Origin of the sequence: Methylobacterium sp. CCH5-D2, assembly GCF_001556475.1 — a bacterium.
Classification (GTDB): domain Bacteria; phylum Pseudomonadota; class Alphaproteobacteria; order Rhizobiales; family Beijerinckiaceae; genus Methylobacterium; species Methylobacterium hispanicum.
The window spans coordinates 1-24,795 of sequence record NZ_LSIX01000250.1 but is presented as its reverse complement, the minus strand read 5'-3'; the positions used below and the strand labels follow the sequence as shown (position 1 = coordinate 24,795).

Annotated in this window: 22 protein-coding genes; 18 read left to right on the top strand and 4 right to left on the bottom strand. The window is 71.1% G+C overall.

The features are described 5' to 3' along the window. Positions 1 to 46 precede the first annotated feature (46 nt). On the bottom strand, positions 47 to 1,210 hold the full coding sequence (locus AX737_RS06645) for an ABC transporter substrate-binding protein (RefSeq protein WP_066920022.1): 1,164 nt from the start codon (positions 1,208 to 1,210) through the stop codon (positions 47 to 49). 300 nt (positions 1,211 to 1,510) lie between these two features. Between AX737_RS06645 and AX737_RS06640 the strand changes: the two genes are divergently transcribed. From AX737_RS06640 to AX737_RS06615, 6 genes are all read left to right on the top strand, one after another. Further along, positions 1,511 to 3,580: a 3-hydroxyacyl-CoA dehydrogenase NAD-binding domain-containing protein gene (locus AX737_RS06640; RefSeq protein ID WP_066920021.1), complete on the top strand. Its 2,070-nt coding sequence runs from the start codon at positions 1,511 to 1,513 to the stop codon at positions 3,578 to 3,580. Positions 3,581 to 3,857: 277 nt separating this feature from the next. Beyond that, positions 3,858 to 5,045 carry an acetyl-CoA C-acyltransferase gene (locus tag AX737_RS06635; protein ID WP_066920017.1) on the top strand — a complete coding sequence of 396 codons (1,188 nt, stop codon included), beginning with the start codon at positions 3,858 to 3,860 and terminating at the stop codon, positions 5,043 to 5,045. 5 nt (positions 5,046 to 5,050) lie between these two features. Continuing rightward, a complete protein-coding gene (locus AX737_RS06630; RefSeq protein ID WP_066920011.1) occupies positions 5,051 to 6,232 on the top strand; it encodes an acyl-CoA dehydrogenase family protein in 1,182 nt (393 codons plus the stop codon). Positions 6,233 to 6,302: 70 nt separating this feature from the next. Beyond that, complete coding sequence (locus AX737_RS06625) at positions 6,303 to 7,457, top strand: acyl-CoA dehydrogenase family protein (RefSeq protein ID WP_066920010.1); 1,155 nt, start codon at positions 6,303 to 6,305, stop codon at positions 7,455 to 7,457. A 280-nt stretch (positions 7,458 to 7,737) separates the two neighbouring features. Further along, positions 7,738 to 8,967 (top strand): acyl-CoA dehydrogenase, encoded by a 1,230-nt coding sequence (locus tag AX737_RS06620; RefSeq protein WP_066920026.1) that lies wholly within the window; start codon positions 7,738 to 7,740, stop codon positions 8,965 to 8,967. 165 nt (positions 8,968 to 9,132) lie between these two features. Then, on the top strand, positions 9,133 to 9,828 hold the full coding sequence (locus AX737_RS06615; RefSeq protein WP_066920008.1) for a GNAT family N-acetyltransferase: 696 nt from the start codon (positions 9,133 to 9,135) through the stop codon (positions 9,826 to 9,828). Positions 9,829 to 9,958: 130 nt separating this feature from the next. Here AX737_RS06615 and AX737_RS06610 read toward each other — a convergent pair whose 3' ends face one another. Beyond that, on the bottom strand, positions 9,959 to 10,606 hold the full coding sequence (locus AX737_RS06610) for a PepSY domain-containing protein (protein ID WP_066920007.1): 648 nt from the start codon (positions 10,604 to 10,606) through the stop codon (positions 9,959 to 9,961). A 261-nt stretch (positions 10,607 to 10,867) separates the two neighbouring features. On the opposite strand from AX737_RS06610, the gene AX737_RS06605 reads away from it, so the two are divergent. Then, the gene (locus AX737_RS06605; RefSeq protein ID WP_066920006.1) at positions 10,868 to 13,924 is read left to right on the top strand and encodes an FAD-binding and (Fe-S)-binding domain-containing protein; all 3,057 of its coding nucleotides are present in this window, start codon (positions 10,868 to 10,870) and stop codon (positions 13,922 to 13,924) included. A 35-nt stretch (positions 13,925 to 13,959) separates the two neighbouring features. Next, entirely contained in the window at positions 13,960 to 14,358 is a 399-nt protein-coding gene (locus AX737_RS06600; protein WP_066920004.1) for a VOC family protein, read from the top strand. A gap of 329 nt (positions 14,359 to 14,687) precedes the next feature. On the opposite strand, the gene AX737_RS06595 is transcribed toward AX737_RS06600, so the two are convergent. Both AX737_RS06595 and AX737_RS06590 read right to left on the bottom strand, forming a co-directional pair. Then, complete coding sequence (locus tag AX737_RS06595) at positions 14,688 to 15,902, bottom strand: NADP-dependent isocitrate dehydrogenase (protein ID WP_066920002.1); 1,215 nt, start codon at positions 15,900 to 15,902, stop codon at positions 14,688 to 14,690. 208 nt (positions 15,903 to 16,110) lie between these two features. Then, a complete protein-coding gene (locus AX737_RS06590; RefSeq protein WP_066920000.1) occupies positions 16,111 to 17,130 on the bottom strand; it encodes a DapH/DapD/GlmU-related protein in 1,020 nt (339 codons plus the stop codon). 135 nt (positions 17,131 to 17,265) lie between these two features. Here AX737_RS06590 and AX737_RS06585 point away from each other — a divergent pair, with 135 nt between their 5' ends. From AX737_RS06585 to AX737_RS06540, 10 genes are all read left to right on the top strand, one after another. Continuing rightward, positions 17,266 to 17,736 (top strand): molybdenum cofactor biosynthesis protein MoaE, encoded by a 471-nt coding sequence (locus tag AX737_RS06585; protein ID WP_066919995.1) that lies wholly within the window; start codon positions 17,266 to 17,268, stop codon positions 17,734 to 17,736. A gap of 50 nt (positions 17,737 to 17,786) precedes the next feature. Further along, on the top strand, positions 17,787 to 18,953 hold the full coding sequence (locus tag AX737_RS06580) for an AI-2E family transporter (protein WP_066920025.1): 1,167 nt from the start codon (positions 17,787 to 17,789) through the stop codon (positions 18,951 to 18,953). 128 nt (positions 18,954 to 19,081) lie between these two features. Next, positions 19,082 to 19,876 (top strand): inositol monophosphatase family protein, encoded by a 795-nt coding sequence (locus AX737_RS06575; protein ID WP_066919993.1) that lies wholly within the window; start codon positions 19,082 to 19,084, stop codon positions 19,874 to 19,876. Between the two features lie 70 nt (positions 19,877 to 19,946). Further along, on the top strand, positions 19,947 to 20,492 hold the full coding sequence (locus AX737_RS06570; protein WP_066919991.1) for an adenine phosphoribosyltransferase: 546 nt from the start codon (positions 19,947 to 19,949) through the stop codon (positions 20,490 to 20,492). A 188-nt stretch (positions 20,493 to 20,680) separates the two neighbouring features. Next, positions 20,681 to 20,860: a hypothetical protein gene (locus AX737_RS06565; protein ID WP_156453562.1), complete on the top strand. Its 180-nt coding sequence runs from the start codon at positions 20,681 to 20,683 to the stop codon at positions 20,858 to 20,860. Positions 20,861 to 21,040: 180 nt separating this feature from the next. Beyond that, positions 21,041 to 21,175: a 50S ribosomal protein L34 gene (rpmH, locus tag AX737_RS06560; protein WP_007558110.1), complete on the top strand. Its 135-nt coding sequence runs from the start codon at positions 21,041 to 21,043 to the stop codon at positions 21,173 to 21,175. Positions 21,176 to 21,242: 67 nt separating this feature from the next. Beyond that, positions 21,243 to 21,788, top strand: coding sequence for a ribonuclease P protein component (gene rnpA, locus AX737_RS06555; RefSeq protein WP_082772924.1), 546 nt, complete (start codon positions 21,243 to 21,245; stop codon positions 21,786 to 21,788). Then, positions 21,778 to 23,625 carry a membrane protein insertase YidC gene (yidC, locus tag AX737_RS06550; protein WP_066919989.1) on the top strand — a complete coding sequence of 616 codons (1,848 nt, stop codon included), beginning with the start codon at positions 21,778 to 21,780 and terminating at the stop codon, positions 23,623 to 23,625. The genes rnpA and yidC overlap by 11 nt, the downstream gene beginning before the upstream one ends. A gap of 10 nt (positions 23,626 to 23,635) precedes the next feature. Further along, a complete protein-coding gene (gene yihA, locus AX737_RS06545; protein WP_066919988.1) occupies positions 23,636 to 24,292 on the top strand; it encodes a ribosome biogenesis GTP-binding protein YihA/YsxC in 657 nt (218 codons plus the stop codon). Then, a complete protein-coding gene (locus AX737_RS06540; RefSeq protein ID WP_066919986.1) occupies positions 24,289 to 24,660 on the top strand; it encodes a DUF423 domain-containing protein in 372 nt (123 codons plus the stop codon). Before yihA ends, AX737_RS06540 begins: the two co-directional genes overlap by 4 nt. Positions 24,661 to 24,795 lie beyond the last annotated feature (135 nt).

The window sequence follows — 24,795 nt, the reverse complement described above, 5'->3', positions numbered from 1 at the left end:
GAGCCCGGAGAACAGGGCCTGGAGGATCAGATCGGTCACGCCGGCCTCACCAGGGCAGGCCGGGGAAGACGATCTCGCCGGTCGCGGCCGCGGCCGGCGAGACCAGAACGATCTTGCCCGCGCGGTGCTGGCCCATCGCCACGGAGAAGCGCGGGTTGTCGCCGGTGGCGTCGAACTGGACGGGCCCAAGCAGGGTTTCGCGCTCGGTCTGGCGCATCGCGTCGGGCAGGCCGCCGCTCTTGAGCGTGCCGGCATCCGCCGCGCGGGCGATCGCCTCGGCCAGGATCGTCGTCTCGACGAAGCTCAGGGTGGAGAGGTACTCGACCTCCTTGTTGTAGGTCTTCTTGTAGGTTTCGGCGAAGCGCTTGCCCTCCTCGTCCTTCATCTCGACCGGGAAGGGCAGGAAGGAGGTGCCCACGACGTTGTTCATCAGGTCGGGGAACTCGCTGTACATCTTCGGCGTGGCCAGCGACCACGCGCCGACGATGAGCTTCACCGGGGGCTTCAGCACCTTGGCGGCCCGGATGATGCCCACGTAGTCGTTCTCGTAGGCCGACATCACCAGGATGTCCGACTTATCCTGCAGCTTCACCTTGTTGATGACCGGCTTGAAGTCGGTGATCGCCGGGTCGAACTCGTGCACCGTGACCTTCACGCCCTTGGCGGCGAGGTCCTTCTGCAGGCCCTTGGCCAGCAGCGCCGGCGCCTCCTTGGTCGAGGCCAGGATCGAGACGGAGGTCGGCTTCAGGCTCTCCAGCAGGGCGCCCATGCCGCGCTGGTAGCCGGCGTTGTTGTTGATCCGGAAGAAGGTCTTCAGTCCCCGCGCCGTCAACTCGTCGCTCACCGCGCCGGCCGTGATGTAGGTGGTCTTCAGCCGGTTCGAGGCGTCGGAGGCCGGGCCGATGATGTTCGAGCCGTAGCCGCCGATCACCGCGACCGCGCCGTCCGAGACGAGCTTCTCGACCGCCGACACCGCCTTGGCGGGCGTGCTCTCGTCGTCGATCACCTGGAGGCGGATCTTGTGCTTCTCGGAGCGGGCGTTGAACATCTGGATCGCCACCCGCATGCCCTCGTCGAAGGCCTGACCGGAGCGCGCGAGCGAGCCGGTGAGGGGCATGTGGGCGCCCACCAGGATCTCGTCGGCGCGGGCGGGCCCTCCGGCAAGGGTGGCGAGGGCGATCGACGCGGCCGCGACGGCTCTGCGAAGCATGCGGGTTCCTCCTTGGGCGCGGGCCGGAGGGCTGCGCGCTCGTGTTTCGTCCCATGCGCGGAGTCTGCCGCTCCGCGTGGCCCGGTGATCCGCAATGCGGTCCGAGGCGGCGCCTGGATGGCATACCGATTCCGGACCTGTCAATTTTTTGCAGATCGATCGTCTGCATGACGGATCAGATCTGTCATTTTGATGCCGGGTTGCACGATCCTGCCTTGACATGCATCCGTCCAAAGCGCGACATCCACGTGAATTTGCAGACTGGTATTCTGCACTGCAGAACAACAGGAGGAAGCGAGCGTGGTCCGCCAGGAACTTCGCGACGCCGTCGCCGTGCTCACGCTGTCGAACCCGCCGGTGAACGCGCTGGGATACGACCTGCGCGCCGCCCTCGACGCGGCGCTGGCGCGGGCGCTCGCCGACGACGCCGTGCGGGCCGTCGTGCTCGCGGCCGACGGCAAGGTCTTCGTCGGCGGTGCGGACATCTCGGAATTCGGCAAGCCCCCGCGCGCGCCACTGCTGCCGGACCTGATCGAGCGCCTCGACGGGGCGGAGAAGCCGGTGGTTGCGGCGATCCACGGGGCGGCGCTCGGCGGCGGGCTCGAGCTCGCGATGGCCTGCCACGCCCGGGTGGTCGGTCCGGCGGCCAAGCTCGGCCTGCCGGAGGTGAAGCTCGGCCTGATCCCGGGCGCGGGCGGCACCCAGCGCCTGCCGCGCCTGATCGGTCCGGAGGCCGCCTTCGCGATGATGCTCTCAGGCGAGCCGGTCGGCGCCGAGCGGGCCGTGGCCGCGGGCCTCGCCGAAGCCTTGGAGCCGGGCGATCTCGTCGCGGCGGCCTGCGCGCTCGCCCTGCGGCTCGCCGCGGAGGGGCGCCCGTCCCGGACCCGGGACCGCACCGAGCGCATGGACGAGACGGCGCGCGAGGCCTTCGAGGCGCGCGCGGCGGAGGCGCTGAAGAAGGCGCCGGGCCAGCCGAACGTGGCGGCCCTGGTCGATGCCGTGCGGGCCGGGTTCGCGCAGCCCTTCGACGAGGCCGTGAAGACCGAGCGCGCCCGCTTCCTCGCCCTGGTGGACGATCCGCGCTCGAAGGCGCTGCGCTACGCCTTCTTCGCCGAGCGCGAGACCGCGCGGGTGCCGGGGCTCTCCAAGGACACGCCACGCCGGGACATCGCCTCCGCGGCGGTGGTCGGCGCCGGCACAATGGGCGGCGGCATCGCGCTGTGCTTCGCCAACGCGGGCATCCCCGTGACGGTGATCGAGACCGAACAGGACGCCCTCGACCGCGGCCTGGCGCGGATGCGCGCGACCTACGCCTCGTCCGTCAAGCGCGGCTCGCTCAGCGAGGCGGCGATGGCGGAGCGCCTCGCCCGCATCACCGGCGCGGTCGGGCTGGAGAACGCGGCGCAGGCCGACATCGTGGTCGAGGCGGCCTTCGAGGAGATGGGCGTCAAGGAGGAGATCTTCTCCGCCCTTTCCCGGATCGCCAAGCCCGGCGCGATCCTCGCCACCAACACCTCCTATCTCGACGTGAACCGGATCGCCGCGGCCACCGACCGGCCCGCCGACGTGCTCGGCCTGCACTTCTTCAGCCCCGCCAACGTGATGCGCCTCGTCGAGGTGGTGCGGGCGGAGCGCACGGCGCCCGACGCGCTCGCCACCGCCAACGATCTCACGCGGCGGTTGGCCAAGCTGCCGGTGACGGTCGGCGTCTGCTTTGGCTTCGTCGGCAACCGCATGCTGGCCCGCCGCTCGGCGGCAGGCGAGCGCCTGCTGCTCGCGGGCGCGCTGCCGCACGAGATCGACGCCGCGGTCACCGATTTCGGTTTCCGCATGGGGCCCTTCGCGATGGCGGATCTGGCCGGCCTCGACATCGGCTGGCGCACCCGCAAGGCCACCGGCGGCAAGGCCCCGATCGCCGACGCGCTCTGCGAGCAGGGCCGCCTTGGCCAGAAGACGGGGCGCGGCTTCTACCTCTACCCGGAGGGCGCCCGGACGGGCTCGCGCGATCCTGAGGTCGAGGCCCTGATCGCCGCCGAATCCGAGCGGCGGGGCATCGCGCGGCGGGATTTCACGCCCGAGGAGATCGTCGCCCAGCTGATGCTGCCGATGGTCAACGAGGGCGCCCGCATCCTGGAGGAGGGCATCGCTGCGCGCCCCGGCGACATCGATACGATCTGGCTCAACGGCTACAACTGGCCGGCCTGGCGCGGCGGCCCGATGCACTGGGCGGACGGGCTCGGGCTGGCCAAGGTCGCGGCCGACCTGGAGCGCTTCGCCGAGGAGGCGGGGGACGAGACCCTGCGCCCCGCGCCGCTCCTCGCCCGCCTCGCCGAGCAGGGCAGGGGGTTCTCCGCGTGGGACGCCCCGTGAGCGCGTCGCAGACGCTGCCGCGGACCGGACCCATTCCGGTTCGCGCGCAGGACACGCGACAGGCCTCCTCTCCCGTGCGGGAGAGGGTTGGGGTGAGGGATGAGAACTTCCCGGATGGGTCGCGCGGTCGCCGCGAAACCGTAGCGTTTCCTCCGGCACGCTCCGGATCCCTCACTCTGTCCCTCTCCCGCACGGGAGAGGGACCCCGCGTTCCTCCTGGGAGCGTGAGCATCCTCCAATCCGTCACCCAACCGTCCACTGCACGGAAGTTCATCCGATGACCGACGCCGTGATCGTCGCCACCGCCCGCACGCCCATCGGCCGGGCGCATCGCGGGGCGCTGAACCTGACCAACGGGGCGGATCTGGCCGCCCACGCCATCCGTCACGCGCTCGACCGCGCCGGCGTCGAGCCGGAGGCCGTCGAGGAGGTCGTGATGGGCTGCGGCTATCCGGAGGCCGCCACGGGGGGCAACGTCGCCCGGCACGCGAGCCTGGTGGCCGGCATCCCCGTGCAGTCGGCCGGCGCCACGGTCTCGCGCTTCTGCGCCTCGGGCCTGCAGGCGATCGCGGACGCGGCCAAGCGCGTCCGCCTCGACGGCGTGCCGGTCGCGGTCGCGGGCGGCGTCGAGTCGATCAGCCTCGTCCAGCCGCAGGTGCGGCGCGAACTCGCCCGCAACGCCTGGCTCGAGCAGCACCTGCCCGAGATCTACATGCCGATGATCGAGACCGCCGACATCGTGGCGGAGCGCTATGGCATCTCCCGCGAAGCGCAGGACGCGTTCGCCCTGCTGAGCCAGCAGCGCACGGCCGCCGCTCAAGCCGCCGGCCTGTTCGACGCCGAGATCGTGCCGATCACCGCGACCATGGCGGTGACCGACAAGGCGACCGGCGAGACGCGCAACGTCGAGACCCGGCTCGTGAAGGACGAGGGCAACCGGCCCGACACCACGCTGGAGGGCCTCGCCAAGCTGAAGCCCGTGCGCGGCGAGGGCGCCTTCATCACCGCCGGCAATGCGAGCCAGCTCTCGGACGGCGCCTCGGCCTCGGTGCTGATGTCGGCCGAGGAGGCGGCGCGGCGCGGCCTGAAGCCGCTCGGCATCGTACGCGGCTTCGCGGCAGCCGGCTGCGGGCCGGAGGAGATGGGCATCGGCCCGGTCTTCGCGGTGCCGCGGCTCTTGGAGCGCAACGGGCTCAGCGTGGACGATATCGGCCTGTGGGAACTGAACGAGGCTTTCGCCTCGCAGTCGATCTACTGCCGCGACCGGCTCGGGCTCGATCCGGAGAAGGTCAACGTCAACGGCGGCGCGATCAGCGTCGGACACCCGTTCGGCATGTCGGGCGCCCGTCTGGTCGGGCACGCCCTGCTGGAGGGCCGCCGCCGCGGCGTACGCTTCGCCGTCGTCACCATGTGCGTGGCCGGCGGCCAGGGCTGCGCGGGCCTCTTCGAGATCGAGCGGGAGTAAGAGCCATGGACCTGCGCTTCACGCCCGAGGAAACGGCCTTCCGCCAGGAGGTGCGCGCCTTCTTCCGCAGCGAGATCCCGGAGGAGATCCGCCGCAAGGTCTCCGAGGGCCGCTCGCTCGCGCGGGAGGACTACGTCACCTCCCAGCGCATCCTGAACGCCAAGGGCTGGGCGGTGCCGCACTGGCCCAAGGAATGGGGCGGCCAGGAGTGGGACCCGATCCGGCGCTACATCTTCATGGAGGAGCTGATGCAGGCGGCGGTGCCGCTGCCGCTGCAGTTCAACTGCTTCATGGTCGGCCCCGTGATCGCGGCCTTCGGCAACGAGGCGCAGAAAGCGCGCTTCCTGCCGCGCATCGCCAATCTCGACGACTGGTGGTGCCAGGGCTTCTCCGAGCCCGGCGCCGGCTCGGACCTCGCCTCGCTCAAGACGCGCGCCGTGCGCGACGGCGACCACTACATCGTGGACGGCCAGAAGACCTGGACCACGCTCGGCCAGTACGCCGACTGGATCTTCTGCCTCGTCCGCACCGACCCGACGGCGAAGAAGCAGGCCGGCATCTCGTTCCTGCTCATCGACATGAAGAGCCCCGGCATCTCGGTGCGCCCGATCATCACGATCGACGGGCGCCACGAGGTCAACGAGGTTTTTTTCGACTCTGTACGGGTGCCTGCTGAGAACCTCGTTGGGGAAGAAAACAAGGGCTGGGACTACGCCAAGTTCCTGCTCGCCAACGAGCGCACCGGCATCGCCCGAATCGGGCTGACCAAGGAGCGCGTCGCCCGGGTCAAGCGGCTCGCGCGGGAGACCCCGGCGGGCGCCGGCACGATGTGGGACGACGCCGATTTCCGCGCGCGCGTCGCCACCATCGAGATCGAGCTGAAGGCGTTGGAGATCACCCAGATGCGGGTGGTGGCCGCGCAATCCCGGCGCGACGCCTCGAAGCCTGACCCGGCCTCCTCGATCCTCAAGATCAAGGGCTCGGAGTTGCAGCAGGCGGCCACCGAGCTGCTGGTGGAACTCGCCGGCCCCCTGAGCCTGCCGGCCCCGGTCGCGAACGACGTCGACGCCCTCGGCTGGGAGGCGTTCGCCGCGCCGACCTACCTCAACACCCGCAAGGTCTCGATCTACGGCGGCTCGAACGAGATCCAGCGCAACGTGATCGCCAAGGCGATCTTGGGTCTCTGAGGCGATCTTGGGTCCCTGAGACGATCTTGGGTCTCTGAGACGATCCTGGGGCTCTGAAGGAATTTTCGCGATGGATTTCGATCTCACCGACGAGCAGAGCCTGCTGAAGGACTCGGTCACCCGCTGGGCCGCCTCCCGCTACGGCAGCCTAGAACAGGTGGAGGCCGCACGCCGCAAGCCGCTCGGCTTCGACGAGGGGGCCTGGGCGCAGCTCGCAGAACTCGGCCTGCTGGGGCTACCCTTCGCGGAGGAGGATGGCGGCTTCGGCGGCGGTCCGGTCGAGACCCTGATCGCCGTCGAGGCGCTGGGCCGCCACCTCGCGCCCGAGCCCTATCTGGCGAGCGTGGTGCTGGGCGGCGGTGCCCTGCGGCTCGCCGGCAGCGCGGCGCAGCGGGAGGCCCTGATCCCCGGCATCGCCGAGGGCAGCCACCGCCTCGCCCTCGCGCACGGCGAGCGCCAGGCCCGCTACGACCGCTTCGACGTGGCCACCACCGCCCGCCGCGATGGCGGCGGCTGGCGGCTCGACGGCGCCAAATGCGTGGTGCTCAACGCCGACGCGGCGCAGACCCTGGTGGTCAGCGCCCGCACGGCCGGCGGGCGGCGCGACGCGGACGGGATCAGCCTGTTCCTCGTGCCCGCCGACGCGCCGGGTCTCACCCTCAAGCCCTACCCGACGCAGGACGGCGGCCGCGCGGCCGACCTCGTGCTGGAAGGCGTCGCGCTCCCCGCGGACGCGCTGCTGGGCGAGGCCGATGCCGGCCTGCCGGTGATCGAGCGGGTGCTGGACGAGGGCATCGCGGCGCTGAGCGCCGAGGCGGTCGGGGTGATGGAGGCCCTGCACGCGCTCACCGTCGACTACCTCAAGACCCGCAAGCAGTTCGGCACCGCGATCGGCGGCTTCCAGGCGCTGCAGCACCGGGCGGTCGACATGTTCGTGGCGCTGGAGCAGGCTCGCTCCATGGCCCTCTACGCCACCATGATGGCCGGCAGCGCGGATGCCGCTGAGCGCGGCCCCGCGGTCTCGGCCGCGAAGGTGCAGGTCAACCGCGCGGCTCGCTTCGTCGGCCAGGAGGCGGTGCAGCTCCACGGCGGCATCGGCATGACGCTGGAATATCTCGGCGCGCACCTGTTCCGGCGCCTGACCACGATCGAGTACCTGTTCGGCGACACGCCCCACCACCTGCGCCGCGTCAGCGACGCGGGCGGCCTGCTCGGCGCCGCTTGACGAGATCGCCCGTCATCCCGGGATGCTGCCGCGATGCGGTTTCCGAGATGACGCGGGTCCCCTCTCCCATAGGGAGAGGGACAGGGTGAGGGGTATGACGTGGCCGGAGGAGGCAAAGGCCTGAACGCGCGTCGATGGTATGCTCAGGTCTGAAGCCTCATACCCCTCACCCCAACCCTCTCCCTATGGGAGAGGGAGCGCGCCGCGTTCGGCCGCGGGCGGCCTGCGAGATCCGGGATCGATGCGACGCGATCCCGCAGAGAGAATGGAGGAGACGCCCATGAACGCCCCGACCCGTCCGCCCGGCTCCGCCGCCCCCGAGGCCAAGCCCTCGGCGTCCTTCGTCTGGGACGACCCCTTCCTGCTCGACGACCAGCTCACCGAGGACGAGCGCGCCATCCGCGACGTGGCCCAGGCCTTCGCCGAGGAGAAGCTCAGGCCCGGCATCGTCGAGGCCTACGCCGAGGAGAAGACCGATCCGGACCTGTTCCGGCAGATGGGCGAACTCGGGCTGCTGGGCGTGACGCTGCCCGAGGAGTACGGCTGCGCGGGCGCCTCTTACGTCGCCTACGGGCTCGTGGCGCGGGCCGTCGAGGCGGTCGATTCGGGCTACCGCTCGATGATGAGCGTGCAATCCTCGCTCGTCATGTACCCGATCCACGCCTACGGCACCGAGGCGCAGCGCCGGAAGTTCCTGCCGAAGCTCGCGAGCGGAGAGTGGATCGGCTGCTTCGGCCTGACCGAGCCGGATGCCGGCTCGGATCCCGCCGGCATGAAGACGCGGGCCGAGAAGATCGACGGCGGCTACCGGATCACGGGCGCCAAGATGTGGATCTCGAACGCGCCCTTCGCCGACGTCTTCGTGGTCTGGGCGAAGTCCGACGCGCATGACGGCGCGATCCGCGGCTTCGTGCTGGAGAAGGGCATGAAGGGCCTCTCCGCTCCGGCGCTGAAGGGTAAGCTCTCGCTTCGCGCCTCGCTCACCGGCGAGATCGTGATGGAGGGCGTCGAGGTCGGCGAGGACGCGCTGCTGCCCAACGTCTCCGGGCTCAAGGGGCCGTTCGGCTGCCTCAACCGGGCGCGCTACGGCATCTCCTGGGGGGCGATGGGCGCGGCCGAGGATTGCTGGCGCCGGGCGCGCGACTACACGCTGGAGCGCAAGCAGTTCGGCCGCCCGCTGGCCCAGACGCAGCTCGTCCAGAAGAAGCTCGCCGACATGCAGACCGAGATCGCGCTGGGGCTCCAGGCCTCGCTCCGGGTCGGCCGACTGATGGATGCGGGCAAGATGGCGCCCGAGATGATCAGCCTCATCAAGCGCAACAATTGCGGCAAGGCGCTCGACATCGCCCGGGTCGCCCGCGACATGCATGGCGGCAACGGCATCATGGGCGAGTACCACGTGATGCGCCACGCCCAGAACCTCGAGACGGTCAACACCTACGAGGGCACGCACGACGTGCACGCGCTGATCCTCGGGCGCGCCCAGACGGGGCTCCAGGCCTTCTTCTGATCGCTCCGCCCGACGGCGCCCGCATCGCGAGGCGCCATCGTCCGCCGGCCCCGGGCGAGGTAGCTCCAGCGATCCCGCGGGTCGTGCTCACGATTGCTTGATCCGGCGCGCCGGCCCCGGCACGCTCCCTCCCCGCACCATCCCGGCGGGATCAGGGAGGTTGCCGTGCTGGCTATCCGGAACGCCGCGGGCGTGGCCCGCGAATTGTGGGCCGAGCGACGTTTCGCCGAGATGGCGCGGCGCGGGGCCGGGCTGCTCTACGCGACGCGCGTGACGATCGGGCTGCGGCGCGACCTCGGCGTGCCCTGTCCGGTCCCGTCCGCCAAGATCCCGATCGAGGTCCGGCCGCTCCGGGACGCGGACCTGCCCCATCTCTTCCCCGAAGACCGAAGCGGGCTGAGCCGGAAGGAGCGCCTGGAGCTCGACACCCGCCGCTTCCACCTGCGCGCCGGCATCCCGACCTGCTGGGTCGCCCTCGACGGCCGCACGGGCACGCCCTGCTACATGCAGTGGCTGATGGGCGCGAGCCACAACCGGCTGATCCAGGAGACCTTTCCGCCGCGCTGGTTCCCGGAGCTGGCGCCCGACGAGGCCCTCTTGGAGAACGCCTACACGCCCGCCGCCTATCGCGGCCAGGGCATCATGTCCTGCGCCATGGCGCTCATCGCCGAGCGCGCCGCCGGGATCGGGGCGGCTCGTGTGATCACCTTCGTGGAGAACGCCAACGTGCCGTCCCTGCGCGGCTGCGCCAAGGCCGGGTTCTCGCCCCATCTCGCCCGGGTCGAGCGCCGGGCCCTGCTCGATACGATCCGCCTGCGCCGGTTCGAACCCTACGACGCGGCCCGCCACGCCCATCCGTGAGGCGGGACGGCGGAGATCCTGCCGCGATCTCCCTGCCGCGTCGGGCGTGCGGAGCCGCCGCCGGAATGGCAGCGGGCGCCCCCTGTCGGGAGCGCCCGCCCGTCCGATCACCCGATGCGTTCGAGAGCGATCAGTCGTTCTTCACCTTGCCGTCCGGGCCGACCTTGACCTCCTGCTCGCGGTCGGTGAGCGCCACCTTGATCTCGTACTCGACCGCGTTGCCCTCGCGCTCGACCTCGGCCTCGTAGGCCTTGCCGCCCGCGGCCTTCTGCTCGGCCAGCGCGATCGCGTCCTTGAGCGAGACCTTGGCGTTCTGGAAGTCGCTCACCTTGAGGCGGGTGAAGTAGCGCTCGATCGGCTGGTTCTCCGACTTGTAGAGCTCGCCCGTGTCGGCGTTGACGCCGTGCTCTACGAGCTTGCCGCTCGGGTACACCACCTTGATCGCGTAGTGCGCCGGGTTCTTGCCGTCGGCCTTCTCGAAGTCGGCGTCGATGGCCTTGCCCTTCTCGTTGTTCTCGGCCTTGGCCTCGGCGGTGGCGATCGCCTGGGCGAGGCCGATCTTGGCGGACTTGGCGACCTGCCACTCCTTGAGGTTCTTGTCCTGGGTGGCCTCGGTCGCCGTGGAGGCGCGGCCGGTGTTCTCGGGGTTCTTGGTCAGGTCGGGATTCGTGGTCGTGGAGGGGGCCGGCGTCGTGGTGTTGGTCTGGGCGGCGGCGAGGCCCGCCGACAGGGCGAGCAGGCCGGCGGCGGCGGTGAGGCGGAACGCGGTGGTCTTCATGGCGGGCTCCCGTTCTCGGGTTGGTGTTGCGGACCCTGAACGGTCCGGGAGGCCGCTTGGTTGCGGCGCACGATCGCAGGAAATTTCTCTTTGCCCCCGTGGATCCGTGCGACCGGGTGCAGGGTTGCGTCGGCCCGCCGCCGCGGGCATTGCGGGTCGCGAGAGAGTCGGCCGCGGGAGGCAATCGCCGCGCGGGCGCCCGGACCTGTCCGGCGCCGGATCCGGCCGCCCGCCAGATCCGCTTCGCCAGCCCCGCCGACCATGATCCCGGTCCTGAACCGCCCCGCCGACGCCCTGCCGCTCTACACCGCCTTCTGTGCGGAGCTGGCCGCCCGCGGCTTCGCGGGCGACCTCAGCCTGAGCGAGGCCGACCGCACGGTCTTCGCCACGGACAACTCGATCTATCAGGTCGAGCCCGGCGCGGTGGCGTTTCCGCGTGACCGTGACGACCTCGTGCGGATCGGGCGGCTGCTCGACGATCCGCGCTTCCGCGAGGTGGTGGTGCGCCCCCGCGGCGGCGGCACCGGCACCAACGGCCAGTCGCTCGGCCCCGGCCTCGTGGTCGATTGCTCGCGCCACATGACCCGCATCCTGGAGATCGACCCGGAGCGGCGGACCGTGCGCGTCGAGCCCGGCGTGGTGAAGGACCAGCTCAACGCCGCCTTGAAACCGCACGGCCTGTTCTTCGCGCCCGAGCTCTCGACCTCGAACCGGGCGACCATCGGGGGCATGATCTCGACGGACGCCTGCGGCCAGGGCTCCTGCCTCTACGGCAAGACCCGCGACCACGTCCGCGCGCTGATCTGCGTGCTCGCCGACGGCACGGTGCTGGAGGCGCGCGACCTCGACGCGGAGGCGCTCTCCGCCGTGAGCGCCCGCGAGGACCGGGCCGGCGCCATCCACCGGGCGGTGGACGCGGTCATCGCGCAGAACGCCGCGCTCATCGCCGAGCGCTTCCCGAAGCTCAACCGCTGCCTCACCGGCTACGACCTCGCCCACGCGCGGGGCGCGGCCGGCGGCCTCGACCTGAAGAGCCTGGTCTGCGGCTCGGAGGGAACCCTGGCGCTGATCGCCGAGGCCACGCTCGACGTGCTGCCGATCCCGGAGGCCGCGGCGCTCGTGGCGCTCAGCTACGTCGATTTCGACGCGGCTCTGCGCGACGCCCGCGCGCTGCTGCCCTTCGGCGCGGCCTCCGTCGAGACCATCGACTCGACCGTGCTGGGGCTTGCCCGCAACGATCCCGGCTGGGCCGGCGTGCAGGCCTTCTTCCCCGAGGACCCCGCCGGCCGCCGGGTCGACGGCATCAACCTCGTGGAGTTCGTGGGCGCCGAGGAAGCGGAGGTCGAGGCGGCGCTCGGCCGCCTCGTCGCCATGCTGGAGGCCGATGCGAGCCCGACCCGCATCGGCTTCACGGTCGCCCGCGGGGCGGCGATCGAGCGGCTCTGGACCATGCGCAAGAAGGCCGTCGGCCTGCTCGGCGCGGTCAAGGGCGACGCGCGCCCGATCCCCTTCGTGGAGGACACCGCGGTCCCGCCCGAGCAGCTGGCCGACTACATCCGGGATTTCCGCGGGTTGCTCGACGGCAAGGGGCTTCGCTACGGCATGTTCGGCCACGTCGATGCGGGCGTGCTGCACGTGCGGCCCGCCATCGACCTGAAGGACCCTGACCAGGAGCGGCTGATCCGCGAGGTCACCGAGGGCGTGGTCGCGCTCACGGCCCGCTACGGCGGCCTGCTCTGGGGCGAGCACGGCAAGGGTTTTCGATCCGAGTTCGTGCCCGGCGTGTTCGGGCCGCTGGTGCCGGCGCTGGAGGCGGTCAAGCGCGCCTTCGACCCGGGCGACCGGCTCAACCCCGGCAAGATCGCCTCGGCGACGGGGGCGGCGCTCACCGCGATCGACGCCGTGCCGCTGCGGGGCGAGCGCGACCGCACCATCCCGCGCGACGTGCGGGCCTCTTTCGACGAGGCGCTCCACTGCAACGGCAACGGCGCCTGCTTCAGCTATGACACCGACGAGGCGATGTGCCCGTCCTGGAAGGCGACCCGCGAGCGGCGCCACTCGCCGAAGGGCCGCGCCTCGCTGATGCGCGAGTGGCTGCGCCGGACCGCCGCCGCGGGCATCGACCCGGCTGCGGCGCTGCGCGACGAGCGGCCCGGCTGGCTCGGGCCGCTCGCGGCCTCCCTGGCGGGCGCCCTGCGGCGCCGGCCGCCGGGAGAGGATTTCTCGCACGCCGTGAAGGAGGCGATGGACGGCTGCCTCGCCTGCAAGTCCTGCACGGGCGCCTGCCCGATCAAGGTCGACGTGCCGAGCTTCCGGGCGAAGTTTTTGGCGCTCTACCACCAGCGCTACCCGCGGCCGCTGAAGGACCATGTCGTGGCCGCGCTGGAGCCGCTGCTGCCGCTGGCCGGCCGGGCGCCGCGTCTCAGCAACCTGCTCTCCCGCAACCCGCTGTCCCAAAGGCTGCTGGGCCGGCTCGGGCTCGTGGCGGTCCCGGTGTTCTCGGCCCCGCTCGCCCCGGCGCTCGGCAAGCTCGGTGTCGCGACCGCCACGCCGGAGGCGCTCCGCGCCCTGTCCGAGGCGGAGCGGGCCCGCGCAGTCGTGGTGGTGCAGGACGCCTTCACCAGCCATTTCGAGGCGCCGGTGGTGGTCGACCTCTGCGCGCTGCTGATCGAGCTGGGCTTCCGGCCCTGGCTCGCCCCGTTCCGGCCGAACGGCAAGCCGGTCCACGTCCACGGTTTCCTGGCCCGGTTTCGCCGGGTGGCGGAGGCCAATGCCCGGATGCTGCGCGCGCTCGAGGCGACCGGCGTGCCGCTCGTCGGGGTCGATCCCTCGATGACGCTGACCTACCGCTCGGAATATGCCGGTGCGCTGGGACCCGAGACCGCGCCGAAGGTCCGGCTCGTGCAGGAATGGCTCGCCGCCCGGCTCGACGCGATCGCGCCGCGCCCGGCGGGCCGCCCCTTGCGGCTCCTGCCCCACTGCACCGAGCGCACCAACGCGCCGGCCGCCGTGAAGGACTGGCAGACGCTCTTCGCGCATCTCGGCCTGCCGCTCGAGATCCCGGCGGCGGGCTGCTGCGGCATGGCCGGCACCTACGGCCACGAGGCGGCGAACCGCGCCACCTCCGAGGTGATCTACGGCCAGAGCTGGGCGCGCCGCGTCGCCGAGAGCCCGGAGGGCACGCTGCTAGCCGACGGCTATTCCTGCCGCTGTCAAGCCAAGCTCATCGACGGCCGCGCCCTGCCGCACCCGGTCCAGGCGCTGCTCGCCCATGTGCGGGCGCACGCGCCCGTCGCCGCGCAGAAGCTCGCCGCCTGAACTGCGGCGCGCTGCGCCGCCTGAACGAGGACACCATGGACGCCACCGGCCTCAGCTACAGCATCGACCACGTCCACCTGCGCAGCCGCGATCCGGTGGCGGCGGCGGGCTTCTACGTTGCGGTGCTGGGTGCGCGCGAGACCGAGCGCATCGGCGATCCGGTGAGCCGGGTGGTGCTCGATCTCGGCGGCCTGCGGGTCTTCATCGAGCAGGCGCCCGCCGACATCGCCCCGGCCGCGGTGCCGCCGCATCGCGGCATCGAGCATATCGGGCTGCGGGTGGCCGACATCGACGCGGCGCTCGCGGATCTGGAGGCGCGCGGCGTCCCGCTGGCGATCCCGCTCACGCAGGTAAACCCGGTGCTCCGCACCGCCTTCCTCGACGGACCGGACGGCGTGCGCATCGAGCTGTTGGAGCGCGGCGGCAAGGCCTGACGAGAAGCCCCCGACGCCGCGGCTCCGGCTTTGCCGCCACGCCCCTTTCCGGGCCCTTCGGGCCTGCACGCCCGGAGCGTCAGCGGAGGGTGATCCGGGACCCAGCACATGGAGACGCGAAGCGTCCGAATGCTGCGCCGGTGATGAAGGTCGAGCCGCTGCGCGGCGCTTCTTTCTCTGGATCCCGGATCACCTTCCACTGCGTTCCAGGCGTCCGGGAAAAGGGCAGCGTCTCATGGGCAACAGTGGGTCGAAACCAGTGTCCAGAAAGAAGAAGGGCCGGCGGATCGCTCCCGCCGGCCCTTCTCGGTTCGCGCGGTGCCTGCGGCTCAGGCGCCCATCGCGGCCTTGAGGTTCTGATCGACCTTGTCGAGGAAGCCGGTGGTGGAGAGCCACCGCTGGTCCGGGCCGACGAGGAGCGCGAGATCCTTCGTCATCGAGCCCGCCTCGACCGTGTCGATGCAGACCTTCTCGAGCGTGTTCGCGAAGGTGGCGAGTTCCGCGTTGCCGTCGAGCTTGGCCCGGTGGGCGAGGCCGCGCGACCACGCGAAGATCGAGGCGATCGAGTTCGTCGAGGTCTCCTTGCCCTTCTGGTGCTCGCGGTAGTGGCGGGTCACCGTGCCGTGGGCGGCCTCGGCCTCCACCGTCTGGCCGTCCGGGGTGAGCAGCACCGAGGTCATCAGGCCGAGCGAGCCGAAGCCCTGCGCCACGGTGTCGGACTGCACGTCGCCGTCGTAGTTCTTGCAGGCCCAGACGTAGCCGCCCGACCACTTCAGGGCGGAGGCGACCATGTCGTCGATCAGCCGGTGCTCGTAGACGATGCCGAGCGCGTCGAAGCGCGACTTGAACTCGTTCTGGTAGACCTCCTCGAACAGGTCCTTGAAGCGCCCGTCATAGGCCTTCAGGATGGTGTTCTTGGTAGACAGGTAGACCGGGTACTTGCGGTTGAGGCCGTAGTTCAGCGAGGCGCGGGCGAAGTCGCGGATCGACTCGTCGAGGTTGTACATCGACAGAGCGACGCCGGCGTCCGGGAACTTGAACACCTCCTTCTCGATCACCGTGCCGTCGTCGCCCTCGAACTTGATGGACAGACGGCCCTTGCCCGGGACCTTGAAGTCGGTGGCGCGGTACTGGTCGCCGAAGGCGTGGCGGCCGACCACGATCGGCTGGGTCCAGCCGGGGACGAGGCGGGGCACGTTCTTGCAGATGATCGGCTCGCGGAAGATCACGCCGCCGAGGATGTTGCGGATCGTGCCGTTGGGCGACTTCCACATCTCCTTGAGGCCGAACTCCTTCACCCGGGCCTCGTCCGGGGTGATGGTGGCGCACTTCACGCCCACGCCGTGGCGCTTGATCGCGTTGGCGGCATCGACCGTGACCTGGTCGTTGGTCGCGTCGCGGTGCTCGACGCCCAGGTCGTAATACTCGAGATCGACGTCGAGATAGGGGTGGATGAGCTTGTTCTTGATCTCGGACCAGATGATCCGGGTCATCTCGTCGCCGTCGAGCTCGACGACGGGGTTCGCCACCTTGATCTTCGCCATGATCCGAGCGCCTTCCTGAGCCTTGGGCCTCTCCGCAGGGTTCTTCCGGCCAAGCCGGATGCCCCGAACGGCGCCGTGCATAACGTGCGCCGCAACAAGGGGAAAGGTGCGGGGCCGGACGCGATGACAGGCTCAGGGGGATGTCAGGCAGCCGCCCCAATGTTCGTGACACGGCTCGTGAGAGGGCTGGTGAATGGCGGGAGACCGGCTACTCCGCCTCCATCTGCGCTACCCGGTACTCCCGCCCGTGCCGGCAGTAGCCCTCGACGATGCGGGCCATCATAGCGCGCTTCTCGGCGTCAAGCGGCCCGAGAATGCGCGCGGGCCGCCCGCCCCAGAGATGCCCGCCCTCCAGCAACTGGCCCGGATCGGTGGTGGCGCCGGCGGCCAGCATCACCTCGTCGGCGATGACCGTGCCGGGCGCGACCGTCGCGCCGATGCCGATGAGGCAGCGGGCGCCGATGCGGCTGTCACTGACGCGCACGTTGTGGCCGATCGTGGTGTCGCGCCCGATCACCACGCCCTCGCCGCGCGTGCGGATCTGGGTGTTGTCCTGGATGTTGGTGTCGGCGCCGACCACGATCGGACCGACCTCGGCGTCGAGCGCGCAGGAGAACAGCACGCTCGCCCCAGCACCGAGCCCCACGCGTCCGCGCAGGCGCGCCGTGCGGGCGACGAAGACCGTATCGTCTGCCTCGTGCGGCTCGGGCGCCGGGCTCGCCGGGCTCTCGCCCATCGCCTCGCGCAGGCGCTCGGCCCGCTCGGCCACCCCCGCCCGGTCGATCGGCCTGCGGGGCTTGGCCGGGGTGCCACCGTAGACGAAACCGGATTCGAGCGTGGCGCGCGGGAACACGGTGGCGCCCGCCTCGATCACCACCCCGTCACCGACCGTGGCGCCGTCGAGGATCACCACGTCGTCCTCGACCACCACGTCGGAGCCCACCGTGCAGGCGTGGACCACGCTGTTGCGCCCCACCGTCACCCGGTCGCCGCAGACCGTGCCGTGGGTGAAGGTCGCGATATGCACGGTCGAGCGCGGCCCGAGCCAGAAGCGCTCGCCCAGCGTGACGCTCTGGCCGTCCGCCCGGATCACCCCGTCGTCGCCGATCCAGGCCTGGGCACCGATCGTGGCGGCCCCGATCACGGTGCTGCCCCGGCCGCACCAGACCGGGCGGCTCGCGAAGTCCGGCAGGGCGCCCGCGTAGGGCAGGATCAGGTCGGGACTCACGGGCTCGTCCTCACAGGATTCGGCGGAGGTTGGGGCGGTGGGCCTGCACCGGGGCGCCTGCCGTGCCATATAGCCGCCCGCGCCCCGAGTGTCAGGCTCGGGGCGGGACAGCACCCGCCGCGCGTTGAGTTCCGTATGCCCGATCCCACGCCCGATCCCGTCAGCATCCAGGCCGAGCCCTTCGACGTCGCGGCCGAGATCGCGCGGGTCGAGGCCGAGCATGGCGGCCGGGCCGGTGCCGTCGTCACCTTCACGGGGCTGTGCCGGGACGAGGGCGGGCGGCTGAAGGGCCTGGAACTGGAGCATTACCCGGGCATGGCCGAGGCCGAGATCGGCCGCGTGGTCGAGGCGGCCCGCGCGCGCTGGCCGCTTCAGGCGGTGCGGGTCGTCCACCGGCACGGGCTCGTCGCGCCGGGCGACGGTATCGTGCTGGTCGTCACCGCCTCGAGCCACCGGGTCGCCGCCTTCGAGGCGGCGACCTTCCTGATGGATTACCTGAAGACCCGCGCCCCCTTCTGGAAGCGCGAGCACCTCGCCGACGGCACGACCGGCGGCTGGGTCGAGGCGACCGAGGCCGACGACGCGGCGGCGGAGCGCTGGGCGTGAGCGCGACCACGGGCACGGGCGGGCGGCAGGGGGAAGCGATGGCTCAGGCGATGGCGCGGGACGGAACGGAGGCCCTGCGCGGGCCGGTCGGGCCCTGGCGGGGGGCGGCCCCGCTGGCGCTCTCCGGGATCGGCGTGGTCTGCTTCTGCGTCGCCCTGGCCCTCGCCTGGATGGCCGCCGACACGCTGCTGCTGATCTTCGCGGGCGTCCTGCTCGGGGTCTTCCTCGACGGCCTGACGCGGGGGCTCGGATACGTCCTGCCGATCCCGCGGGGCCTGCGGCTGACGCTGGCGAGCCTCGTGCTGGCCGCGTCCGTCGCGGGCTTCGCGGGCCTCGGCGGCGCGACCATCGCGCAGCAGGGGCGCGACCTCGGCCGGACGGTCGGGGCCCAGGCCGGTACCGTGAAGGACTGGCTGCAGCAGCGGGGTATCGACGTGCCGTTCCCGGGCGAGGGCGGCGAGCCGGGTCAGGATCCAGCCGACAAGGATCGGAAAGAGCCCGGCAGGGACGCGGGGAAGGGCGCATTCGGCGGCTTCGCGAGCAGCATCCTGAAGAATTCCGGCTCGCTGATCTCGGACGCGTCGAGCGTCCTCGGCCCCGCCGCGACCGTGGTGCTCGGCCTGTTCAACGCCCTCGGCAACGTCGCGGTGATCGCCTTCCTCGGCCTGGCCTTCGCGGCCGATCCCGGCAGCTACCGCGACGGGCTCCTGCGCTTCGTGCCCCCGCGCAAGCCCCCGCGGGGGGCGCGCGTGCTCGACGGCGCGGGCGAGACCCTGCGGCACTGGCTGTTCGGCCAACTCCTCACCATGGCGGTGATCTTCCTCTGCACCTGGGCAGGCCTCGCCTTCCTGGGGATCGGCGGTGCGCTGATCCTCGGGCTGCAGGCCGGCCTGCTCGCCTTCGTGCCGACGATCGGGCCCCTGGTGGCGGGCGTGGTGATCCTGCTGGCGAGCCTGGGCTCGGGCCTGAACGGGGTGCTGGGCGCGCTCGGCGTCTACCTCGCGGTCCAGTGTCTGGAGAGCTACGGGCTGACGCCCTTCATCCAGAAGCGGGCGCTGGACATCCCGCCCGCCACGATCTTCGCCGGGCAACTCCTGCTCGGCGTGATCTTCGGGCTCTGGGGCATCGCGCTGGCGCTGCCCCTGATGGCGGTGATCAAGGTGCTCCTGGAGCAAATCTACGTCGAGGACACGCTGGGCGAGCCGGCCGATGGCTGAGGCCGGGACATCCCACATCCGCCCCTCGCGTCGGCCGCGCGATGGCTCCCATGCGGGCCGGGGGCTCGATTCCGCGCGCGCGAGCGTTTAACGGGCGGCCAACGCTCTTTGCACAACCGGACTTCGCGATGATCTCGTCTCCCCTGATGACCGTGATGGTCGATGCCGTGCGCAAGGCCTCGCGCGGCCTGCGCCGCGACTTCGGCGAGGTCGAGAACCTCCAGGTCTCGCGCAAGGGCCCCGGCGACTTCGTCTCGGCGGCCGACCGCAAGGCCGAGGAGGTGCTGCGCGACGCCCTGATGAAGGCGCGCCCCGGCTACAGCCTGATCCTGGAGGAGAACGGCCTGATCGAGGGCACCGACAAGAGCCACACCTGGCACGTCGATCCGCTCGACGGCACCTCGAACTTCCTGCACGGCATCCCGCACTTCGCGATCTCGGTTGGCCTCGAGCGCGAGGGCCAGATCGTGGCCGGCGTGATCTACGATCCGGTCAAGGACGAGCTGTTCGTGGCCGAGCGCGGCAAGGGCGCCTATCTCAACAACCGGCGCCTGCGCGTCTCGGGCCGCACCGACATGACCGACGGCCTCGTCGGCTACGGCACGCCCTATCTCGGGCGCGGCAACCACCCGCGGCTGCTCCGCGAGGTCGCGGCCGTGATGGCGGTCTCGGGCGGCACGCGGCGCATGGGCTCGGCGGCGCTCGACCTCGCCTACGTGGCCTGCGGGCGCCTCGACGCCTACTGGGAGCGCGACCTGCAGACCTACGATTTCGCCGCTGGCGTGATCCTGGTGCGCGAGGCCGGCGGCTTCGTCACCGCGGCGGACGGGGCGGCCGAGCCGCTCGCCTCCCGCTCGGTCTGCGCCGGCAACGAGACGCTGCAGCGCGAGCTGCTGGCCATCCTGCGCAAGGCGCAGGGCTGACGCACCCGACACCGGCAAGCCCGTGCGCGGCCCGGTTCGAGGCCGCTCCCGCAACAGGATGGTCCCGCCCATGGAAGCCCGCCGCCACGCCGCGCTGAAGGACTCGATCCGCTCGATTCCGGACTACCCGAAGCCCGGCATCGTCTTCCGGGACATCACCACGCTGCTCAGCGACCCGCGCTCCTTCCGCCGGGCCGTCGATTCGCTGGTCCATCCCTTCGCGGGCGGGCGCATCGATCAGGTCGCCGGCATTGAGGCGCGCGGCTTCATCCTGGGCGGTGCGGTCGCCCACCAGCTCTCCTCGGGCTTCGTGCCGATCCGCAAGCGGGGCAAGCTCCCGCACAAGACCGTCTCGATGGCCTACGCGCTGGAATACGGCACCGACGAGATCGAGATCCACGTCGATGCGGTGAAGCCCGGCGACCGGGTGCTGCTGGTGGACGACCTCATCGCGACCGGCGGCACCGCCACCGCCGCGATCAACCTGCTGCGCGGCATGGGCGCCGAGATCGTGGCGGCCTGCTTCGTCATCGACCTGCCGGAGATCGGCGGCGCCCAGCGCCTGCGCGACCTCGGCGTTCCGGTCCGGACCCTGATGGAGTTCGAGGGACACTGAGGGTGTCCTGATCGTAGGTAGCGGGATCCGAAGGTCATGCACCGACGGTGGTGGGCCGCATGAAAATAGACCTGGGAAGGGTATGATTTTCGCCGATCTGCCCTGTTCGGCGTATTCCAAAACGGGGTGGATCTTCTAAGCCTTCCCGTCGGATGCGGGCATGGAGCGCGCGTCGCGAGATGCGCCCGATGTTTCACCTCGTTGCAGCCGCGCTTCCCGGTGGCCTCCTCACCGTCGGTCTCGGCTGGAGACCGCTCGGTCCCGGAGTTCTGGCGCTGGCGCCGTTCGTCGCCAGCCTGAGCGCCCTCGCCGTCGCCCTCGTGCTCGATCGCCGCGCGGACCCGGCCGACCTGTGCCGCCGCGCCTGAGGGCGCAGGCCTTGCACGAAACGTTGACTTCGCCGCACCCTTCCGCCATAAGCCCGCCAGTCGCGTCGAGGCGCCCCGTTCGGGCGCCCTTCGCGTTTGCAGACACTCTCCAGGACGCGTGAAGGTCGGGCACACGGCAGCCGCCGTCCGCGAACGCGCCTCGACCCTGAAGGCATCGCCATGAAGAGAACCTACCAGCCGAGCAAGCTCGTCCGTAAGCGCCGTCACGGCTTCCGCGCCCGCATGGCGACCGCCGGCGGCCGCAAGGTGATCGCGCGCCGTCGCGCCCACGGCCGCAAGCGCCTGTCCGCGTAAGGCGGACCCCCTCGCGGCACCCGCCCGGGTGCCCGCGACCATCGAGGCCAGCGGGGTCGGATCGGCGATGTCGACGATCGAGCGGCTCAGGCGGCGGCCCGACTTCCTAGCGGCGGCCGACGGGCGCCGCTTTCACACCGAGCGCATGACCGGGCAGGGACGACTGCGCGATGGCGCGGCCCCGGACGACCCGAAGGCTCTGCGTGTCGGCTTCACCATCACCAAGCGGGTCGGCCATGCCACGGAGCGCAACCGCATCCGGCGGCGTCTGCGCGCGGCCGTGGCGGCGGTGGCGGCCGACCTGCCCGTCGTTCCGGCCGACATCGTGCTGATTGCCCGGCGCCCCGCGCTCGATGCCCCCTTCGACGCCCTGAAGGACGATCTGCGCCGCGCGGTCACCGCAGTGGTCAAGGCACGCGGCCCCGACGCCGGTCCCCGCCCGCGACGCTCGGGCCAGCGCGGCGCGCCCGGGCCGACTTCTGGCGGCAAGACCTCTGGCGGCAAGCCGGACCAACCCACACCTCACGGTCGCGCGGCGGGCTCTCCCGCTCCGGCCGCGTCTCTCCCGCAATCCCTCTCGAACGCGTGCGGCGGTGTCCCAGATGGGCAATGACAAGACGAACATGATCGTGGCGATCGCCCTGTCGCTCGTCGTGCTCCTCGGCTGGAACTACTTCGTCGCCGCGCCGCGGGTCGAGCAGCAGCGGCAGGCCGCCCTGCAGAACCAGCAGGCTCAGACGCAGGCGCAGCCCCCGGGCGTCAGCCCGGACGGCGTGCCCTCGCCCGCGCCTAAGGAGGGCGGCCCGGCGGCGCCGGTCGCCGGCACGAACCCCTCCGCCCCCGAGCCGCGCGACGCGGTGCTCGCCCGCTCGCCGCGCATCCGCATCGAGACCCCGGCGCTCTCGGGCTCGGTCGCGCTCAAGGGCGGCCGCATCGACGACGTGAAGCTCAAGGGCTACCACGAGACCGTGGACGACAAGAGCCCGGAGATCGTGCTGTTCTCGCCCGCCGGCACCGAGACGCCCTACTACGCCGAGTTCGGCTGGGTCGGCCAGAACGCGGGCCCGCTGCCCACCAACGACACGCTCTGGACGGCGAGCGGCGAGACGCTCTCGCCCGGCATGCCGGTCACCCTGACCTGGGACAACGGCGCCGGCCTCGTCTTCCGCCGCATCCTGGCGATCGACGACAAGTTCATGTTCACGGTCCGCGACGAGGTCGAGAACAAGGGCTCGGGCGCGGTGACGCTCTATCCCTACAGCCTCGTCTCGCGCTGGGGTAAGCCGCATACCCAAGGCTACTACGTCCTGCACGAGGGCATGATCGGCGTCCTCGGCAACGACGGCCTGCAGGAATACACCTACGACCACCTCGCCAAGGAGGGCGCCTACGGCGGCGCCAACACCAAGGGCAAGGCGTGGTCGAACGTGACCGGCGGCTTCGTCGGCATCACCGACAAGTACTGGGCCGCGGCCGCGATCCCGGACCAGCAGACCCCCTATACGGGTGCCTTCACCGAGCGCGCGGACGGCCGGACCCAGGTCTACCAGGCGAGCGTGCGCGGTGACGGCCGCAGCGTCGAGCCCGGCGCCACCCTGGCCTCGACCCAGCGCCTGTTCGCGGGCGCCAAGGAGGTCAACACCATCAACGCCTACGAGAAGAATCTCGGCATCAAGCAGTTCGATCTGATGATCGACTGGGGCTGGTTCCACTTCATCACCAAGCCGATGTTCCGGGCGCTGGATTTCTTCTTCCACCTGTTCGGCAATTTCGGCGTCTCGATCCTCGTCGTCACGGCGATCCTGAAGCTCTTCTTCCTGCCTATCGCCAACCGCTCCTACGTCTCCATGGCCAAGATGAAGGCCGTGCAGCCCGAGATGGCCTCCATCCGGGAGCGGTACAAAGACGATAAGATGAAGCAGCAGCAGGCGATGATGGAGCTGTACAAGAAGGAGAAGATCAACCCGGTCGCCGGCTGCTGGCCCGTGTTGATCCAGATCCCGGTCTTCTTCGCGCTCTACAAGGTCCTGTTCATCACCATCGAGATGCGGCACGCGCCCTTCTTCGGCTGGATCCAGGATCTGGCGGCGCCCGATCCGACGAGCTTCCTCAACCTGTTCGGCCTTCTGCCCTACGCCGCGCCCGACTTCGTGCATCTGGGCATCTGGCCGATCATCATGGGCATCACGATGTTCGTGCAGATGAAGATGAACCCCGCGCCGCCGGACCCGGTCCAGGCGCAGGTCTTCACCTTCATGCCGATCATCTTCACCTTCATGCTCGGCTCGTTCCCGGCCGGCCTGGTGATCTACTGGGCCTGGAACAACACCCTCTCGGTGATCCAGCAATACGTCATCATGCGCCGCAACGGCGTGAAGGTAGAGCTGTGGGACAACCTCAGGGGCACGTTCCGTCGCGGCGCGTCGAAGAACGTGGCCGCCAAGAGCTGAGACCCGCCTCGTGAACCAGACGGACGACGACAAGGAGGCCGGCCTCATCGAGGCCGGCCGCCTGCTTTTCGCGGGCGCCGCCGACTTCTACGCCGCCGCCCAGACCCTCGACCGGCTACCGCCGATGGAGGATGTCGAGATCGCCTTCGCGGGTCGCTCGAATGTCGGCAAGTCGAGCCTGATCAACGCGCTCACCGGCCGCAACACGCTGGCGCGCACCTCGCACACGCCGGGGCGGACGCAGCAGCTCAACTTCTTCAAGGTCGGTCCGCGCCTCAGCCTCGTGGACATGCCGGGCTACGGCTACGCCGCGGTCGAGAAGGCGAAGGTCGAGGCCTGGACGCGGCTGATCCACGACTACCTCAAGGGCCGCGCCAACCTCGCCCGGGTCTTCGTGCTGATCGACGCGCGCCACGGCCTGAAGAGCCTCGACACCGACGTGCTCGACGGCTTGGACAAGGCGGCCGTCAGCTACCAGATCGTACTGACGAAGGCCGACGCGCTGAAGAAGTCCGAGGTCGCGAACAGGCTCGCCGGCATCGAGGCCGCGCTTGCCCGGCGCCCGGCGGCCTTCCCGCAGATCATCCTGACCTCGAGCCGCGACGACAGCGGCGTGCCGGAGCTGCGCGCGGCGATCGCCCGGCTGCTCGCGGAGCGCGCGCCGTGAGCCTTGCCGACCGGCTGGTCGTCGCGCTGGCCGCCCTCGCGGGCGGACTCGGCGTTGCGGCCTCCGCCGCGGCCGCGCATGGGACGGGCACGGATTCGCTGAAGACCGCCGCGCAGTTCCTGCTCTTCCACGCGCCTGCGATCCTGGCCCTGGCCGCGCTGGGCGGTGCCGGGTTGACGCGGGCGTGGCCGACGCGGCTCGCCGCGCTCCTGCTGCTCGCCGGCCTCGCCCTGTTCAGCGGCGACCTCGCGCTGCGGGCGCTCTATACGAGGCCGCTCTTCCCGATGGCCGCGCCGATCGGCGGCACCGCCCTGATGGCCGGCTGGCTCGTCGCCGCGCTCGGGGCGCTGATCCCCGCGCGGCGCTAAAGGGGTTCGACTCTCTTCGACGCATCTCGTCCGCTACGCGAGATCGTTTCCGGTCGATCACACTGGCTACCGCGGCTCTCCCTCTCCCCGCGTGCGGGGAGAGGCCCGCGGGCACCTTGTCGTGCCTGCGGGAGG

Bases quoted from the DNA above. Each gene is read 5' to 3' on its own strand.
- AX737_RS06645 (WP_066920022.1), bottom strand. From the start codon at position 1,210: ATGCTTCGCAGAGCCGTCGCGGCCGCGTCGATCGCCCTCGCCACCCTT.
- AX737_RS06635 (WP_066920017.1), top strand. From the start codon at position 3,858: ATGACCGACGCCGTGATCGTCGCCACCGCCCGCACGCCCATCGGCCGG.
- AX737_RS06630 (WP_066920011.1), top strand. From the start codon at position 5,051: ATGGACCTGCGCTTCACGCCCGAGGAAACGGCCTTCCGCCAGGAGGTG.
- AX737_RS06625 (WP_066920010.1), top strand. From the start codon at position 6,303: ATGGATTTCGATCTCACCGACGAGCAGAGCCTGCTGAAGGACTCGGTC.
- AX737_RS06620 (WP_066920026.1), top strand. From the start codon at position 7,738: ATGAACGCCCCGACCCGTCCGCCCGGCTCCGCCGCCCCCGAGGCCAAG.
- AX737_RS06610 (WP_066920007.1), bottom strand. From the start codon at position 10,606: ATGAAGACCACCGCGTTCCGCCTCACCGCCGCCGCCGGCCTGCTCGCC.
- AX737_RS06605 (WP_066920006.1), top strand. From the start codon at position 10,868: ATGATCCCGGTCCTGAACCGCCCCGCCGACGCCCTGCCGCTCTACACC.
- AX737_RS06600 (WP_066920004.1), top strand. From the start codon at position 13,960: ATGGACGCCACCGGCCTCAGCTACAGCATCGACCACGTCCACCTGCGC.
- AX737_RS06595 (WP_066920002.1), bottom strand. From the start codon at position 15,902: ATGGCGAAGATCAAGGTGGCGAACCCCGTCGTCGAGCTCGACGGCGAC.
- AX737_RS06585 (WP_066919995.1), top strand. From the start codon at position 17,266: ATGCCCGATCCCACGCCCGATCCCGTCAGCATCCAGGCCGAGCCCTTC.
- AX737_RS06580 (WP_066920025.1), top strand. From the start codon at position 17,787: ATGGCGCGGGACGGAACGGAGGCCCTGCGCGGGCCGGTCGGGCCCTGG.
- AX737_RS06575 (WP_066919993.1), top strand. From the start codon at position 19,082: ATGATCTCGTCTCCCCTGATGACCGTGATGGTCGATGCCGTGCGCAAG.
- AX737_RS06570 (WP_066919991.1), top strand. From the start codon at position 19,947: ATGGAAGCCCGCCGCCACGCCGCGCTGAAGGACTCGATCCGCTCGATT.
- AX737_RS06565 (WP_156453562.1), top strand. From the start codon at position 20,681: ATGTTTCACCTCGTTGCAGCCGCGCTTCCCGGTGGCCTCCTCACCGTC.
- rpmH (WP_007558110.1), top strand. From the start codon at position 21,041: ATGAAGAGAACCTACCAGCCGAGCAAGCTCGTCCGTAAGCGCCGTCAC.
- rnpA (WP_082772924.1), top strand. From the start codon at position 21,243: ATGTCGACGATCGAGCGGCTCAGGCGGCGGCCCGACTTCCTAGCGGCG.
- yidC (WP_066919989.1), top strand. From the start codon at position 21,778: ATGGGCAATGACAAGACGAACATGATCGTGGCGATCGCCCTGTCGCTC.